Raw genomic sequence first — 16561 nt, 5'->3', positions numbered from 1 at the left:
CGACGGGGCAGATCAACCCAGCTTGGCGATCAGGTCGTTGGCCTGGTTCTTTTGTGCCGCTGAGCCCTCTGCCAGAACCTCTTCCAGAATGGCGCGGGCACCGTCGGGATCGCCCATATCCACATAGGCCTCGGCCAGTTCCAGCTTGGTCTGGTTGTGATCCTCCCCGCTGTCATCCAGCAGGTCGAGCCCTTCCAGCCCCTGATCCAGTTCGCCGCCGTTGGCGGCCAGTTGCTGATCTATGTCCTCGCGGGGGGCCAGCTCTTTGTCCAGCTCGGCCAGTTCGGATTCCAGATCCACCCCCTGGTCGCCAGAGGATAGCTCCAGGTCCAGGTCGGACAGCTCGGATTCCAGGTCCAGATCGGCGTTGTCGGCCTCCAGTCCCTCGCCCAGGTCGTCCAGGAAGGAGTCCAGCTCGGCATCCTCGCTGGCGGACGTCGGCTCGGCCTGGGGCTGATCCGACAGGCCCTCGGTTGCCTGCGACAGTTCCGCCTCAAGCGCATCCAGGGAGCCTTCGTCGCTGGCCTTGAATATGCCCTCGCCGGGGTCGGCGTCCTGGGTGCCGCTGAGGGCCTCTATCTCCTTCAGGGCCTGCAGGTCTTCCTCGTTGCTCAGGTCGATGATAGGCTCCTGCGGCTCGTCCCTGTCGGCATCGCGCCCCAGAACCGGCTCTTCCTCTTCGCTGCCGATCATTTCGTCCACGCTTTGCTCCAGCGCGGCCAGCTCCAGCTCCTCCAGGTCAATAGCTTCTGGCTCAACCGGTTCTGGCTCGGCGGGTTCTGGCTGGTCCTGGGTCTGCTCAACCTGGATCTGGTCGATGTCCTGTCCAGTGGGGCTTTGATCCAGGTCCAGCTCCGGGATGTCCAGCTCATCCAGGTCCAGCAGGTCATCGCCGAAACCGGATTCCTGGTCGGGACCGCTGACCGGCTCGATGGAGATCTCTTCCTCAGGCAGATCCTGTGCCTCCTGACTCAGATCCAGCTGCTGTAGCTCTTCCTCTGGGGGGCTAATCTCCAGGGTCTCGGTCTCGGGCTGCTGGGCCTTACTGAGGTCGATTTTCTGAGCATCGGCTTCAGGCCCGCTGGCGGCGGCTGCCGCCGTAGCGACTGCGGCGGTTGCGGTACCCACAAACAGGGGATGATCCGGGTCGAGCTGTCGGCCCAGATTGCTGACCCGCGCCCAGCCTGTGGGGTCCTTTTTGGCCAGGCCCTCGTTGGCGAACTGAGCGACCTGACGCAGGAATTCCTCACGCTCGCCCGCCGCATGCAGTACCTCAAGCAGCTTGACCTTGATATCGCTGCGCTCGGGGCTGTTTTCCATGCCCTCGCGCAGCAGGTCAAGGGCCTGGTTGTAGCGGCCGTAGGCGACATAGACATCGGCCTCGGAGACGGGGTCGATCTCGGTGTCCGAACCCAGACCTTCCAGTTCGCTGGGGGTGAAGTCGAGCAGCAGGGAGGATTGGGGGGCCTCCTCGTCGGCCTCGATATCGCCGATCTCTGCCTCGTCGCCGATGATGTCTTCAAAGCTGGGCACATCGTCCTGATCCGCCAGGTGGCTGGCCTGCTCCGCTTGGGCCTGGGGTTCTTCCTTGCCCTTGCGCCGGGACTGCACAAACAGCAGCAGCAAGAGCAGGATCAGCAGCCCACCGGCAGCGGGCAGCAGCAGGGGGTTGCCCAATAGCATGTCCAGCAGGCCGGATTGGGCGGCGGGCTGAGGCTGGGTTTGCGGCGGGGGTTCCGCCTGTTGGGTATCTGCCGGGGCCTCGGTGGCGGGCTGCTCAGGCGGTTCGGCAGGGGCCTCGCTGATCGGCTGGGCATCCGGCTGCGGGGCCGGTTCGGGCCCGCTGGCTGGCTGTGCGGTCTGGTCCTGGACCTCTGCCGGGTCGGCTTCTGGGGCGGGCTCTGGAGCAGACTCTGGGGCCTGCTCCTGCGCCTCAACCTGTTCCGCGACCGATTCCGGCGCGGACTCCTGCGCTGTCGGCGGCTGCTGCGGCTCGGCCTCGGCCAGTTGTTCCTGCACCTGGGCGGCGCTGTCGCTCTTGAGTTTGAGCAGGCGTTCCAGGTCCATCAACTGGGATTCCAGCCGCTGCAGGCGCTGTTGCAGTTCGTTGTTCTCGGCGCTGACCTTTTCGTTGAGTTCCCGCGCCAGCAACAGGTCCCGTTCCAGGCGGTTCATCGCGCCGCGTTCAAAGTCTTCGGTACCTTCTTCGGCGGTCTCTGCGCTGGGGGTGACGATCTCCAGCCGATCCATCTGCTCTGGCGGCGGGGTCAGTTCGCCACGGGCGTCTATCGGCTGGGGCTGGGTGACGCCATCGGCCAGGCCTGCGCTGTCGGCCTCCAGCCTGGCCTGATAGGCACGGCGGGCCTCCTGTTCATTGCTGCTCGCCAGGGCCTCGGCCCCAGGTATCTTCAGGCTGCGGCCGGCCAGCAGCAGATTCATGTTGTTGCGGGCAAAGGCGTGGGGGTTACTGCGGTAAATGGCCATCAGCATTTCCTGAATGCTGACCCCCTCCGGGCGATAGCGCTGGGCTATGCTCCAGAGGGTATCATTGGCCTCAACCCGGTATTCCGTTGCCGGTGGCGGGGTAAAATTTACCGCTGGCCTCCTGACCTCAAGGGGTATGGGCTGGGCCTGGCTCTGCACCGCCTGCAGCGGGGGTGGCGGTCGTTTGAAGGTGCTGGGCGGGTCCAGCAACAGGGTGAATTCGCGCATCACCTTGCCCCGTGGCCAGTTGACCTCGACCAGGAAGTTGAGAAAGGGTTCACGAATGGGGTTGCGGCTCATGACCTGAATCAGCGGCTTGCCATCGGCCCCCAGACGGGTGCTGAATTTCAGGTCCGTCAAGTAGTAGGGCCGTTCCAGTCCGGCCTTGGCGAAGGCCTCGCTGGAGGCAAGGGAGACGCTGAGATTGTCGATCTCGGCCTCGTCCACCTTGTGCAGGCTGATCTGGGCGTTGAGTACCTCGTTCAGCGCCGAATAGATCGTGATGTCGCCCACGCCAACAGCACCGGCCCCAAGTGGATGGAGTGCCGCCGCTACGGCCAGTGCGAGGATCGGTCTTCGAGTCATGCCCTACTCCCATTGCATCCGCTGTAGATGGATCTAGCTATTGGATTGATACGGTTGAATCTTTTTGCTGCTGCCTGGCTAACCAGACAGGCCCGCCCAGGGCGGTCCGGCCAGGTGATTTTCTACCAGATAACACAATCAAGCAACAACAACCTACAAATTAATTTAATTTGACGCGCTAACTATAGCTTATGAATAGATTTTTTGCCAAATTATCTGCCACCTTCAAGAGGTTTCGGGCAAACCCATCCCGTGCTGCATCCAGCGCTATCTGAAAACTGAAGCAGCGCCCCTCCGCATCGGTCTGCCGCAAGTGGCCCAGGCGCATGGCCCGGCCGTCCTTGCTGTCGGCCGTTGTCAAGGTGCCTGTCTCGTCTTCCGCGTGCAGGCTCAGGTCCTCCACAGATGCCAGCAATTGGCCTATCTCAGCCCTATTGCTGGGCTGTTCGATGACCATGGAGATGCTGACTATATCACCAAAAAAGAGCGGGGCCAGGACAGAATTGATGGACAAAATCAAGTAATTATCGCCCCACAGACTGGCCCAGAGATGGCGCAGGTCCTGCTCTTGGGAGCGGCTGTCCAGGCTTAGCAGGTTGAAGGCGATGGGCTGGGGGAAGGGACCGGGCTTGGGCCGCTTGCCGTTGAGCAATTGCACCGTCTCGCCGGCCAGGGCCTGCAGGGCGGCGCGGCCTTGCAGGCCGACACTGCGCACCCAATGACTGTGTACGGCGTGCAGGCCCAGCTCATCGTGCAGGGGGCTGAGCAGCCGGGCCATGATGCAGGCCTCGGCCGGTGGCAGGGCCAGGGCATCGCCCTTGCGCGGCGACACTCGGCCCAGATTCAGCTCGGCCACCAGGGGCTGCGCCCCGCTCAGGGCGGATGCGGGGGCGATCAGGCTGGCACCCTGCTCGCCGATGCGTTGCACCAGCTCGGCCGTGGGCGGTTCACAGGCAAGCACCAGGTCGATGTCATGAAACTCCGCCTGGGGGTAGGTCTCCAGGGGCAGCAGGGCATCCCCAACCGATAGCTTGCGGCCCAGCTGGCTATCGTCGTCCAGCAGGCGCAGGCTGCGGTAGGCGAGGCTGCTTTCCGCCAACAGCTGCAGCAGGTTTTCACCATTCAGCCCGGCCGCCCCGAGCACCGCCAGTGCTATGCCCTGGCCCAAGCTCAGGCCTCCAGCAGGATGCGCAACATGCGCCGCAGGGGTTCGGCCGCGCCCCAGAGCAGCTGGTCGCCGACGGTGAAGGCATTCAGATACTCAGGCCCCAGATTCATCTTGCGCAGGCGGCCCACCGGCACCTGCAAGGTACCGGTGACCTGGGTGGGGGTCAGCTCGTGCAGGCTGAGGTCACGCTGGTTGGGGATCAGCCGCACCCAGTCGTTGGCCTCGGCAATCAGGCCCTCGATCTCGTCCAGGGGCAGGTCTTGCTTGAGTTTGATGGTCAGGCCCTGGCTGTGGCAGCGCATGGCACCCACGCGCACGCAGGTGCCGTCGATGGGGATGGGCCGGTCGCTGCGGCCGAGGATCTTGTTGGTCTCGGCAAAGCCCTTCCATTCCTCCTTGCTTTGACCATTCTCCAGGGCGACGTCGATCCAGGGCAGCAGGCTGCCGGCCAAGGGGGCACCGAAGTTATCACTGGGGAAGTCGGCCGAGCGCAGGCTCTCTGCCACCTTGCGGTCGATCTCCAGGATGGCCCCGGCGGGGTCGTCGATCTCTGCCTGAACGGCGGCGTGAATGGCCCCCATCTGGCTGATCAGCTCACGCATGTTCTTGGCCCCGGCACCAGAGGCGGCCTGATAGGTCATGGCACTGACCCAGTCCACCAGATCAGCGCGGAACAGGCCGCCTATAGCCATCAGCATCAGGCTCACGGTGCAGTTGCCGCCGACATAGCTCTTGATGCCCTGACTCAGCCCCTGCTTGATCACGTCCCGGTTGACCGGGTCCAGCACTATGATGCTGTCATCCTGCATACGCAGGCTGGAGGCGGCGTCGATCCAGTAGCCATCCCAACCGGCAGCGCGCAGCGGGCCATACACCGCCTTGGTGTAATCGCCGCCCTGGCAGCTGAGGATCACATCCATCTGCTGCAGTGCCTCGATGTCGTTGGCATCCCGCAGCGCCGGCACCGGCTTGCCGATCTCCGGCCCCGCCTGACCCAGCTGGGAGGTGGTGAAAAACACCGGTTCTTCGATCAGATCAAAGTCCTTCTCCGCCAACATGCGCTCCATCAGCACCGAACCCACCATGCCACGCCAGCCGACAATACCTACTCGTTTCATTTGGATAACCTCAAAAGTCAGGACGCAGAGGACGCAAAGAAGCGCAAAGCACGCAGAGAATTTTTAGTACCCTCCGCGTGCTCTGCGTCTTCTCCGCGCCCTCTGCGTCCCTAGATTCAAACAAAAGCCACTACCGCGTCGCCCATGGCGGCGCAGTTCACTTGGGTCATGCCCTCGGACAGGATATCCGGCGTGCGCAGGCCTTGATCCAGCACCTGATTCACCGCCTGCTCGATACGCTCGGCCAGGGCCGGTTCATCGAGCGAATAGCGCAGCATCATCGCCACCGAGAGAATGGTCGCCAGTGGGTTGGCCACGCCCTGGCCGGCGATATCCGGCGCCGAGCCGTGGATCGGCTCGTACATGCCGCGACCTTCGGCGTTGAGCGAGGCCGAGGGCAGCATGCCGATGGAGCCGGTAAGCATGGCGGCGGCATCGGAGAGGATGTCGCCAAACATGTTGCTGGTGACCATGACGTCGAACTGCTTGGGCCACTTCACCAGCTGCATGGCGGCGTTGTCCACGTACATGTGGCTGAGTTGGATATCGACATAGTCCTGGCTCACCACCCGGGTCGCCACCTCGCGCCAGAGTTCGGTGCATTCCAGCACGTTGGCCTTGTCCACCGAGCAGACCCGGCCACCGCGCTTGCGGGCGATGTCGCAGGCGACGCGGACAATGCGCTCGATCTCGTGCTCGGCATAGACCAGGGTATTGAAGCCCTGACGCTCGCCGTTGTCCAGGGTGCGGATGCCGCGCGGCTGGCCGAAGTAGATGCCGCCGGTCAGCTCGCGCACAATCATGATATCCAGCCCGGCGACGATCTCCGCCTTGAGGCTGGAGGCACCGGCCAGTTGCGGATACAGAATCGCCGGGCGCAGGTTGGCGAACAGGTCCAGGCCAGCACGCAGACCCAGCAGGCCCTTTTCCGGGCGGATGCCGATGTCCAGCGACTCCCACTTGGGACCGCCCACAGCACCCAGCAGCACGGCATCGGCCGCCTTGGCTTGTTCCAGAGTTTCCGCCGGCAAGGGCCCGCCGGTGGCATCGATGGCCGCGCCACCCACCAGTCCATGCTCCAGCTCCACATCCAGGCCATGGCGCTGGCGCAGGGCCTCCAGCACCTTCACCGCCTCGGCAACAATCTCGGGACCTATGCCGTCCCCGGGCAACACCAAAATTTTCTTAGTCATCTGTATTCCTGAAAGACAGGGACGCAGAGAGCGCAAAGAAGCGCAAAGGACACAGAGATTTTTTATTCATCTGCGTGCTCTGTTTTTCTCTGTAAACTCTGCGGCCAACAAAAATCACCCACGCGAAGAAATTTACATTCTCTCTGCGCCCTCTGCGTCTTCTCAGCGTCCTCTGCGTCCAAACAAATCAACCAAACAACCAGGGGGCCTGCTGTTGGCGTTTGGCCTCGTAGGCGCGAATGGCGTCGGTATGTTGCAGGGTCAGGCCGATGTCGTCCAGCCCTTCCAGCAGGCAGTGCTTGCGGAAGCTGTCCACCTCGAAGCCCAGGCTCTCGTCGGCATAGCGCAATTGCTGGGCCTGCAGGTCCACGGTCAGCTTCAGCGCCTCGGCGCCCATGGCCCGGCGGAACAGGCCGTCCACCTGTTCGGCGGGCAGTGCGATGGGCAGGATGCCGTTCTTGAAGCAGTTGTTGAAAAAGATGTCGGCAAAGCTGGGGGCGATGATCACCTGAAAGCCATGATCCAGCAGGGCCCAGGGCGCGTGCTCGCGGGAGGAGCCGCAGCCGAAGTTCTCCCGCGCCAGCAAGATCCGCGCCCCGGCATAGCGCGGGTCGTTGAGGACAAAGTTCGTATTCAGCGGCCGCTGGCTGTTGTCCATGCCCGGCTCGCCCTGATCCAGGTAGCGCCATTCGTCGAACAGGTTGGGGCCAAAGCCCGAGCGCTTGATCGACTTCAAAAACTGCTTGGGGATGATGGCATCGGTGTCCACGTTGGAGCGATCCAGCGGACAGACCACCGATTCAAAGGTCTCGAATTTCTGCATGTAATCTCCTCAGGACAGAGGGACGCAGAGTGCGCGGAGAAGACGCAGAGAGCGCAGAGAAAATTGAAATACTCTGCGTGCTTTGCGCTCCTCTGCGTCCTCTGCGTCCTAAAAATCTCTTACATCGACAAAATGCCCGGCAATCGCCGCGGCGGCGGCCATGGCGGGGCTGACCAGGTGGGTGCGGCCGCCCTTGCCCTGGCGTCCCTCGAAGTTGCGGTTGGAGGTGGAGGCGCAGCGCTCGCCCTCGCCCAGCCGGTCGGCGTTCATCGCCAGGCACATGGAGCAGCCCGGTTCGCGCCATTCGAAGCCGGCAGCGCGAAAGATCCGATCCAGCCCTTCCCGCTCCGCCTGCTGCTTGACCAGACCCGAGCCCGGCACCACCAGTGCCTGCTGGATATTGGCCGCCAGCTTGCGCCCCTTGACCAGCTCAGCGGCGGCACGCAGGTCTTCGATGCGGGAGTTGGTGCAGGAGCCGATGAAGATCTTGTCCAGGCGGATCTCGCTGATCGGCGTGTTCGCCTCCAGGCCCATGTAGGCCAGCGCCCGGCGCATGCCCTCGGCCTTGACCGGATCGGCCTCGGTATCTGGGTCCGGCACCCGCTCGGTCACCGCCACCACCATCTCCGGCGAGGTGCCCCAGGTCACCTGCGGGGCGATGTCGGCGGCCTGGAGTGTCACCACGCGGTCAAACTGAGCGCCGGGGTCCGAGTGCAATGTCTTCCACCAGGCCACCGCCTGCTGCCAGTGCTCGGCCTTGGGGGCGTAGGGGCGTCCCTTGACGTACTCAATCGTCTTGTCATCCACGGCGACAAAACCGGCGCGGGCTCCGGCCTCTATGGCCATGTTGCACAGGGTCATGCGGCCTTCCATGCTCAGGTCCCTGATCGCCTGGCCGGCGAACTCGATGGCGTAGCCGGTGCCGCCGGCGGTGCCGATCTCGCCGATGATGGCCAGGGCGATGTCCTTGGCGGTGACGCCCGGACCCACCTGGCCCTCGACGCGCACCTGCATCGCCTTGGATTTTTTCTGGATCAGGCACTGGGTGGCCAGCACATGCTCCACCTCGGAGGTACCTATGCCGTGGGCCAGGGCACCAAAGGCGCCGTGGGTGGAGGTGTGCGAGTCGCCGCAGACCACGGTCATGCCCGGCAGTGTGGCGCCCTGTTCCGGGCCGACAACATGGACTATGCCCTGACGGATGTCGTCCATCTTGAACTCGGTGATGCCGAAGTGGTCGCAATTTTTGTCCAGGGTGTCCACCTGCAGGCGCGAGATGGGATCGGCGATACCCTCGCTGCGGTCGGTGGTGGGGACGTTGTGATCCGGCGTGGCCAGATTGGCCTCCACCCGCCAGGGCTTGCGCCCGGCCAGGCGCAGACCCTCAAAGGCCTGCGGCGAGGTTACCTCGTGCACCAACTGACGATCGATGTAGATCAGCGCGGTGCCATCGGCATCTTCCCGCACCAGGTGGCTGTCCCAGAGTTTGTCGTAGAGGGTCTTTGCGTTCATCTGCCGCCGTTATCAATGGATTGTTGGCCCTGACAGGCCCCACGCCTGCCCTGACAGGCGCAACAAGATACCATGGATGGGCCTGGCTTTTCTCCACCCATGGCGCAATTGACCCTTTGTCTTGCTGCCCCTGGGGTTGGCGCAGGCAGGCATTCGGCCCCTGTCGCTGATCGCTCAGCTTTCCAGGCCCCCGGCTTGTCTGCATCTCTGTGGCTTAACCGCCGAATTTAGGATAATCTTTTCCGAACACACACAAAGCTGAGGGGGCATTATGAGCGGCATTGCATACAAACTCGGTATCGGCCTGGGCATTGGCCTGGCCACCTTGGTCCTGAGCGGTACCGTTCAGGCGGCAGAGCCCCATGAGTATGAGGAGGCGATCAAACTCCAGGGGGATGTGGAGCGGGGGCGTGACTACTACCGTACCTGCGTGGTCTGCCACGGCCCCGAGGGCTGGGGCAATCAGGCCGGCACCTATCCGCAGATTGCCGGCCAACTGCCCAGCGTGCTGATCAAGCAACTGGCCGATATCCGTGCCGGTAACCGCGATAACCCGACCATGCGGCCCTTCACCGGTTTCCGGGTGTTGCCCGATGCCCAGGCCATTGCGGATATTGCCGCCTACATCGCCCAACTGCCGATGACGCCGAACAATGGCAAGGGGCCGGGCATCGACCTGGAACGGGGCAAGGTGGTGTATAACAAGGAGTGCGCGGAGTGCCACGGCTATGAGGGCGAGGGCAACTATGTGTATCACATCCCTGCCCTGTACGGGCAGCATTTCAACTACCTGCAGCGCCAGTTCGAATGGATTCGCCGTGGCCTGAGGCGCAACGCCGACAAGAAGATGCAGGAGCAGATCCGCTACATGCACCCGCGCGATATCATGCTGGTGATGGACTACAGCTCACGCCTGCCGCCACCGGCGCAAAAGCAGGCCAAAGAGGGCTGGACCAACCCGGACTTCCCCAATTTCCACCGGGAGCAGTTCATCCGCCATCACGGGCGTTGACAGTCTGCCGCTGAAGTTGTTCAGCGCAATCTCAACATGCAGATATCGCTAGGGAAATAATGAAGGGCTAAGCCGCTACTGTGAACATCCTGGGCAATTTTCGAGTCTGAAGCGGATGAAGCCTTGTGGGAGGGCAGCTTGCTGCGCGACGTCACCCGGCAGAGCCGATTTCCCACCCCAGTCCGCGTCCAGCCGAGCGGAGATGGATGGGTAATCAGGATTGTTCCGCCAACTCTGCGTCCTTTGCGCCCTTTATCTTGTTTCCGCCTGTGCTGAGTGTCAGCTATCGGTCCCTTACTGTGAAACATCCGTGGCATCTCGTGAGTCCCGAGTCCCGGAGCCGCCAAGAGATGTTTCATGTTCCGGGGTGGCGCTGTCCGCTCCGTGTCCGTTAGGCTAGTTAAACAAGGCGGCTATCTTGCCGCCGGCCTGCTGGGCCAGGTCGCGGGCCGATTTGCCCGCCTTGTTACGCAGATCGGGGTCGGCACCCTTGTGCAACAGGAAGGCCACCAGCTCGCTGTAGCCGGCGGTTATGGCCTCCATCAGCGGCGTGTTGCCCTGGGCGTCGGCCTGATCCAGGCTGGCACCCTTGTCCAACAGGGCCTTGGAGATGCTTCGGCTACCCACGCCCGCAGCCCAGTGCAGGGCGGTGGCCCCGTCGGGGTCGGTCAGGTTGGGGTTGGCACCCGCCCCCAGCAACACATCCACCACCTCGGGGTAGCGCGCATCCGTGGCCAGCATCAGCGCCGTGGCTCCCTCTGCGTCTTTCACGTCCAGCTTGGCATTGCCCTTTTCCGCCAGCATGGCGACTATGTCCGGATGCCCCTTGAGCGCGGCGTGTTGCAGGGCAGTCCTGCCCTTGCGGTCGGTCACCTCGGGGTCCATGCCCTTGTAGAGCAATTGCTCCACCATGTCGATCAGGCCGTGGTCGGCGCTGATCATCAGGGCGTTCCAGCCTTCGCGGGTCTGCACGTCCAGCTTGGCACCGCGCTCCAACAGCATGGCCATGATCTCAATATGACCGTACTCGGCAGAGGCGGTGATGGCCGTGGTGCCGGCATCGGCGACGTGGTTGACATTCGCCCCATGGGCGAGCAGATCGGCGGCCATGATGAAGTTGCCGTTCTCCACCGCCAGGATCAGGGGGGTATTGCCAAAGCGGCCCAGGGCGTTGACATCGGCACCGGCCTGCAGGGCCTGCTGTACTGCCTCCATGTCATCGGCGGCCGCAGCCAGCAACAAGGACTTGTCTGCCTCCCCGGCCGTAACAGGAAGCGCCACCAGGCATGAGAAAAGCATCGCCAATAGTCGAATTTTCATGGCACCCCTTTCGCAAATAGAGTATGGACGGTCGGCGGCTATTATGTCACAACTCCATGGCCTGCCACCAAACCAATAGCGCCATCAAGGTCTTTTATCGGCCAGTCCATGCAGCTGCAACTGCGGGAAGGGGATCTCCCAGCCCTGTTGGGCGCAGGCCTCTATGGCCAGGCGCTGCAGGACACGACGCAGGCGGCCGTACAGCTCGGCCACATCGCCGCTGAAGTCGGCAATCATCACCAGATCCAGCGAGGAACTGTTGGCCAGGCCCAGCTCCACCTTGAGATCACGCAGGCTGGGGGCATAGCCCTCCTGTTCCAGGCGCTGGCGCAGATAGGCCAGCAACTGCCCTGGGATGTCGCCAATCACCGCCCTTTGCAGCCCATAGCTCAGGCCGATGACCTCTTTCAGGCGAAACCCCTGGGAGATGTTGCGCGGGCTGGCGGCAATGAAATCCAGGGTGGCGTAGGTCAGCCAGGCACCGCCGCGCTCCTGCAGCAGCACCAACTCCTCGCTGATGCCCATCACCTGGCCACGCACGCCATCCCTGAGGATCACCCAATCACCCTGCCGACAGGGAAACCAGGGATCCCCCGCCTGATAGGGCCGCGAGCGCATGCCCACCAGCTTGTCGATATGCAGGCGCTGGGTCAGGTTGGCATCGGGATTGACCAGGGTACAGAAGACATTGATGCGCTTGACCTGCCAGGGCAGACCATCCAGCTGCAAGCGCTCCCCCTCGCGCACCGTGCCTATATTCAGAAACAGCTGGATCTGCTGCACATAGCTGGGCAGGGTGTGGCGCAGGGTCAGGGCCAGGGCGAGCAGGATCAGGATGGCGATGCTCAACAGCACCCAGTCCTCCACCAGGTAGAACACCAGAATCGGCCCCAGCACCATCAGCAGCAGGGTGCCGACTAGGTGGATCAGCTCGATCAAGCGCACCCGGAAACTGCGCTGTGGCCGGGTAAATCCGGGCACCAGGCGGCGCAACAGGTAATGATTGAGGCGCGATAGCAGGGCAATACCCAGCACCAGCAACAGGGCCATGCCCAGGTACAGGCCACGCTTCTGGAAGAAGTTTTTCAGGTAATTCTGCGAGGCCTCGGTGAGCGAGACCTCCTGCTGCAGAATACTTTGCAGCTGAAATTGCGCCGACTGCAACTCGCTCTCCAACAGGGCCTGTTGGGTGCGCCAGGCCTCGGCCAGGGCATCCAGGGCCTGGCGCAGCGCCTCGTCCCCGGCCCCATCTCGCAGTTCCTGGATCTGCCCCAGGGCCTGGTGAATCTGCGGCAATTGCTGGCTGTACTGGGCGATGCGCTCCTTCAGGTCGGCCTTCTTGCGCATCTGGCTGGTCATGGACTTCATCTCTTCCAGCGCCGGGCGCAGCAGGGCCAGCAGTTCCTGCTGCAGATTGAATGGCTCCTCCGCCTCCCCCTTCAGCCGGGCCAGCCGGACCCCGGCGGCCAGATCCTCAAAGTTGTTCTGGGTGGTACGCAGGTCCTGCTGCACGCTGGCCAGGCGCTTGCGCAGCTCCGCCTTTTCGGTGTCCGACTCGGCGGCGGCCAGGGCCCCTCTCAGCTGATCCAGCTCTGTTTGCAGGGTCTGACGCAGCTGCACCAGATTGTGCAGGGTAGGCAGGGCATCCTGGGCTGCGGCCGCCCATAGCGGTGCCAACGACATCAACAGCAGGCACAGCAGCGCCAGCCGGGACAGGGGCAACCAGGGGCGAGACGGGCAAAGGCGGCTCATGGCTGAACTACAACCCTCAATCGCTCAGTTAAGTTAGGCCACAGAGATATAGAGATCATAAATTTTTCAATGAGTTATATATTAGCAACCCCAAGCCCCGGAGCGACCAGGAAAGCCTTCATGTTGGGGCTGGCTGTCCGCTCCATGGGTGTTAGGATAACTCATTGCGCTCTTCATCCCTTACCCAAACCCAGGCAATGGCCAGCGCCAGCAGGGAGACCAGGCTGGAGGCCAGAAAGGTCAGCAGCGGGCCCAGCCCCTCCCACATGATGCCGGCAAACAGGCTGCCCAGGGCCCCGCCGGCACCAAAGCTGATACTGCTGTACAGGGCCTGCCCGCGACCCTGGTGTTTGCCGACAAAGTGGTGGTGAACCAGATGGATGGCGGCGGCGTGAAAGGTGCCAAAGGTGGCCGCATGCAGCAGCTGCGCCAGCAGCATCAGCGCCAGTGATTGGGGGAACAGCCCCACCAGCAGCCAGCGCAGGGCGGCGAGAAAGAAGCTGGCCAGCAGCACCTGGCGGGCACCGAAGCGCTCCAGCAGCTGGTGCATGAAGATGAACACCACCACCTCGGCGACCACCCCCAGGGCCCAGAGCCCGCCGATCAGGGTCTTGGAGTAGCCAAAGCCCTCCATGTAGATGGAGTAAAAGGCGTAGTAGCCGCCGTGACCGGCCTGCATCAGAAAACAGGTCAGGAAAAACGCCAACACCTCGGGGCGCAGCAGCACCCGCAGTATATGCCCCTGCCCTTCCGGATGCGGTCGGCGGGCCGGGTCCGCCACCAGCAACGAAGACAGCCAGATGCCGATGTAAATGGCCAGCATCACCGGCAGGATGATGCGCGGCCCCAGGGCATCCACCGCCACCCCCAGGGCCAGCACGGCGATGATGAAGCCCACCGAGCCCCAGACCCGAACCTGGGCATAGCGCGCCACCCGCTGGCCCAGATAACGAAAGGTGATCACCTCGAACTGGGGCAGCACCGCATTCCAGAAAAAGCTGAACAGCACCATGGCCAGGGCCAGGGGCCAGAAGGACTCAACAAAGAAGACGGCAATGAAAATCAGCGCGGTGAGTAGCGAGCCCAGGCGCACCATGCGCATGCGCTGCTCCAGGTGATCCCCCAGCCAGCCCCAGACATAGGGGGCCAGCATCTTGGTGGCCAGGGGGATGGCCATCAGCTGGCCTATGGCCAGGGCATCAAAGCCCAGGTCCTTGAGATACAGCCCCCAGAAGGGGGCCAACACCCCCAGGGCGGCGAAGTAGAAGAAATAAAAGCCAGAAAGGCGCCAATAGGGCATGGGTCCGGGGTTCCTCTAGCAGCCGCCAGCGGCCAGCTGCCGGGGTTCAGCCGGAGACAAGAAGGAGGGATGCCTGATGCTGTCTTGCGCCAAAAGCTGCTTTGCCCCCCGAAGCCTGGCCCAAAAGGACGCGGAGATCGCCAAGAAGCGCAGAGCACGCAGAGGATTGTAGTTTGCTTCTATCACGAACACCTTTAGAACTCTGCTATCTCTGCTATCTCTGCATCCTTTGCGCTCTCTGCGCTTCTCCGCGTCCTCTGCGTCCCATGAAGTCCAGGCTCGTCAGCCCGGAATCACCGGCGTGCTGCGCACCACATCGGCGTTCTGCGCCCGCTGGCGCAGGGCGTGGTCCATCAGCACTATGGCCAGCATGGCCTCGGCAATGGGGGTGGCGCGGATGCCGACGCAGGGGTCGTGGCGGCCCTCGGTGATCACCTGCACGGCCTGACCCTGCCGATCCACCGAGCGCCCCGGCAGACGCAGGCTGGAGGTGGGCTTGAGGGCCAGGCGGGCGATGATGTTCTGGCCGCTGGAAATGCCGCCGAGCACGCCACCGGCGTGGTTGCTGAGGAAGCCCTCGGGCGTCATCTCGTCGCGATGCTCGGTGCCCTTCTGCGCCACGCAGGCGAAGCCGTCGCCGATCTCCACCCCCTTGACCGCGTTGATGCTCATCAGAGCATGGGCGATGTCAGCATCCAGGCGGTCGAAGATGGGCTCGCCCAGCCCCGGCGGCACGCCCTCGGCAATCACCTGCACCTCGGCGCCGACGGAATTGCCCTCCTTGCGCAGGGCGTCCATGTAGGCCTCCAGCTCGGCCAGCTGGCTGGCATCGGGCCAGAAAAAGGCATTGCGCTCCACCGCATCCCAGTCGAAGCCCCGTGGCTTGATCGGCCCCAGCTGGGACAGATGACCGCGGATACGGATACCCATCCGCTGCGCCAGCCATTTCTTGGCGATGGCACCGGCGGCGACGCGCATGGCCGTCTCCCGCGCCGAGGAGCGACCGCCGCCGCGATAATCGCGAAAGCCGTATTTCTGCGTGTAGCTGTAGTCGGCATGACCGGGGCGGAACTGCTCGGCGATCTTGCCGTAGTCCTTGGAGCGCTGGTCGGTGTTGTGGATCAACAGGCCGATGGGGGTGCCGGTGGTGCGGCCCTCGAACACGCCGGAGAGGATCTGCACCTCGTCCGCCTCGCGCCGCTGGGTGGTGTGGCGCGAGGAGCCCGGCTTGCGCCGGTCCAGGTCGCGCTGCAGATCGGCCTCTGACAGCTCCAGCCCCGGCGGGCAGCCATCGACAATGCAGCCGATGGCCGGGCCATGGCTCTCGCCAAAGGAGGTGACGCAGAACAGCTTGCCGATGCTGTTGCCGGACATCTCAGGCCTCCTCCGCCAGACCGCCGAAGATCTCCAGCAGGCGCGGGATGAACAGACGCAGCTCGGCGGCCAGGATGGCAAAGTCCACATCGAAGCGGGCGATGGCGTCCTCGGGGTTGGCATCGCTGACCTGATCCTGCACCAGATCGAGAAACTTCAGCCGCCGCACCACCAGGTCATCGGCCAGCACGCAGGACAGGCGCTCCTTCCACTCCACCGCCAGGCGCACCACCTGCTTGCCGGCGGCCAGGTGGCTGGCGATCTCGTCGCTGTCCAGGGCCTGACGCCGACAGCGGATGATGCCGCCCTCCTCGCTGGGCTCGCGCAGTTCGCATTCTTCCTGCATGAGGAAGTCATCCGGGGCATTGTTGCTGACCCAGTGGGTGAACACGCTGGCCGGGGCATCGCGCACCGCCAGGGGCCGGGTCTTGAGCGAGCCCAGGGTCTCACGCAGCAGGCTGAGCAATTCCTCGGCGCGCTTGGCGCTGGCGCTATCAACGATGATCCAGCCATTGCTCTCGTCGATGTAGGCATAGGTGCGGCTGGAGCGAACAAAGGCCTTGGGCATGAGATCGACAATCAGCTCGTCGCGCATCTGCAGCTTCTGCTTGCGGCCGATCTTGCGGCCTTCCTTGTCCTCCAGCGCCGCCACGCGCTCGTCCAGCTCCTCGCGCACCACGGAGCTGGGCAGCAGGCGCTCCTGACGGGTAGCGCAGAGCATGATGCAGTCATTCACGGCATGGGTGAGCAGCTGGCCATCGCGGCCCAGAGGCCGGTCCCAGCCGATGGTCTCCGGCTGTAATGAGCCGCAGGGTTGAAAGGCCGCCGTTTCCAGGCGTTGATGCAGCTCCTCCGGGCTCAGGCCCAGGGGGGTGATGAGTTGATGGATCTGAAGGTTCTTAAACCACATGCTTTTGCCC

At 63.5% G+C, this 16561-nt stretch carries 12 protein-coding genes; 1 reads left to right on the top strand and 11 read right to left on the bottom strand.

The genetic code is table 11. The features are described from left to right. Window positions 1–12: 12 nt before the first annotated feature. The 6 genes from D5125_12860 to leuC all read right to left on the bottom strand — a co-directional run bounded on the left by D5125_12860 (window position 13) and on the right by leuC (window position 8883). On the bottom strand, window positions 13–3069 hold the full coding sequence (locus D5125_12860; GenBank protein QFY90304.1) for a LysM peptidoglycan-binding domain-containing protein: 3057 nt from the start codon (window positions 3067–3069) through the stop codon (window positions 13–15). Window positions 3070–3247: 178 nt separating this feature from the next. Then, window positions 3248–4237, bottom strand: a complete 990-nt coding sequence (locus tag D5125_12855; GenBank protein QFY90303.1) for a hypothetical protein — start codon at window positions 4235–4237, stop codon at window positions 3248–3250. Window positions 4238–4239: 2 nt separating this feature from the next. Further along, window positions 4240–5355 (bottom strand): aspartate-semialdehyde dehydrogenase, encoded by a 1116-nt coding sequence (gene asd / locus D5125_12850; protein ID QFY90302.1) that lies wholly within the window; start codon window positions 5353–5355, stop codon window positions 4240–4242. 116 nt (window positions 5356–5471) lie between these two features. Continuing rightward, on the bottom strand, window positions 5472–6548 hold the full coding sequence (gene leuB / locus D5125_12845; protein ID QFY90301.1) for a 3-isopropylmalate dehydrogenase: 1077 nt from the start codon (window positions 6546–6548) through the stop codon (window positions 5472–5474). Window positions 6549–6735: 187 nt separating this feature from the next. Beyond that, window positions 6736–7371 carry a 3-isopropylmalate dehydratase small subunit gene (gene leuD / locus D5125_12840; protein QFY90300.1) on the bottom strand — a complete coding sequence of 212 codons (636 nt, stop codon included), beginning with the start codon at window positions 7369–7371 and terminating at the stop codon, window positions 6736–6738. A gap of 108 nt (window positions 7372–7479) precedes the next feature. Then, window positions 7480–8883: a 3-isopropylmalate dehydratase large subunit gene (gene leuC / locus D5125_12835; GenBank protein ID QFY90299.1), complete on the bottom strand. Its 1404-nt coding sequence runs from the start codon at window positions 8881–8883 to the stop codon at window positions 7480–7482. 271 nt (window positions 8884–9154) lie between these two features. On the opposite strand from leuC, the gene D5125_12830 reads away from it, so the two are divergent. Beyond that, complete coding sequence (locus tag D5125_12830; protein QFY90298.1) at window positions 9155–9895, top strand: c-type cytochrome; 741 nt, start codon at window positions 9155–9157, stop codon at window positions 9893–9895. 396 nt (window positions 9896–10291) lie between these two features. Here D5125_12830 and D5125_12825 read toward each other — a convergent pair whose 3' ends face one another. The 5 genes from D5125_12825 to rdgC all read right to left on the bottom strand — a co-directional run bounded on the left by D5125_12825 (window position 10292) and on the right by rdgC (window position 16551). Next, a complete protein-coding gene (locus D5125_12825) occupies window positions 10292–11137 on the bottom strand; it encodes an ankyrin repeat domain-containing protein (protein QFY90297.2) in 846 nt (281 codons plus the stop codon). A 162-nt stretch (window positions 11138–11299) separates the two neighbouring features. Then, window positions 11300–12967 carry a hypothetical protein gene (locus D5125_12820; protein ID QFY90296.2) on the bottom strand — a complete coding sequence of 556 codons (1668 nt, stop codon included), beginning with the start codon at window positions 12965–12967 and terminating at the stop codon, window positions 11300–11302. Window positions 12968–13118: 151 nt separating this feature from the next. Next, a complete protein-coding gene (locus D5125_12815) occupies window positions 13119–14267 on the bottom strand; it encodes an MFS transporter (protein QFY90295.1) in 1149 nt (382 codons plus the stop codon). 282 nt (window positions 14268–14549) lie between these two features. After that, window positions 14550–15641 carry a chorismate synthase gene (gene aroC / locus D5125_12810; protein ID QFY90294.1) on the bottom strand — a complete coding sequence of 364 codons (1092 nt, stop codon included), beginning with the start codon at window positions 15639–15641 and terminating at the stop codon, window positions 14550–14552. Between the two features lies 1 nt (window position 15642). Further along, window positions 15643–16551 carry a recombination-associated protein RdgC gene (gene rdgC, locus D5125_12805; GenBank protein ID QFY90293.1) on the bottom strand — a complete coding sequence of 303 codons (909 nt, stop codon included), beginning with the start codon at window positions 16549–16551 and terminating at the stop codon, window positions 15643–15645. Between the last annotated feature and the right edge of the window lie 10 nt (window positions 16552–16561).

The sequence above is a fragment of the gamma proteobacterium SS-5 genome (genome assembly GCA_009497875.2).
GTDB classification, from domain to species: domain Bacteria; phylum Pseudomonadota; class Gammaproteobacteria; order Chromatiales; family Chromatiaceae; genus Magnetovirga; species Magnetovirga frankeli.
The sequence above is the reverse complement of the archived record's forward strand: the minus strand, read 5'-3'. Positions and strand labels throughout refer to the sequence as shown.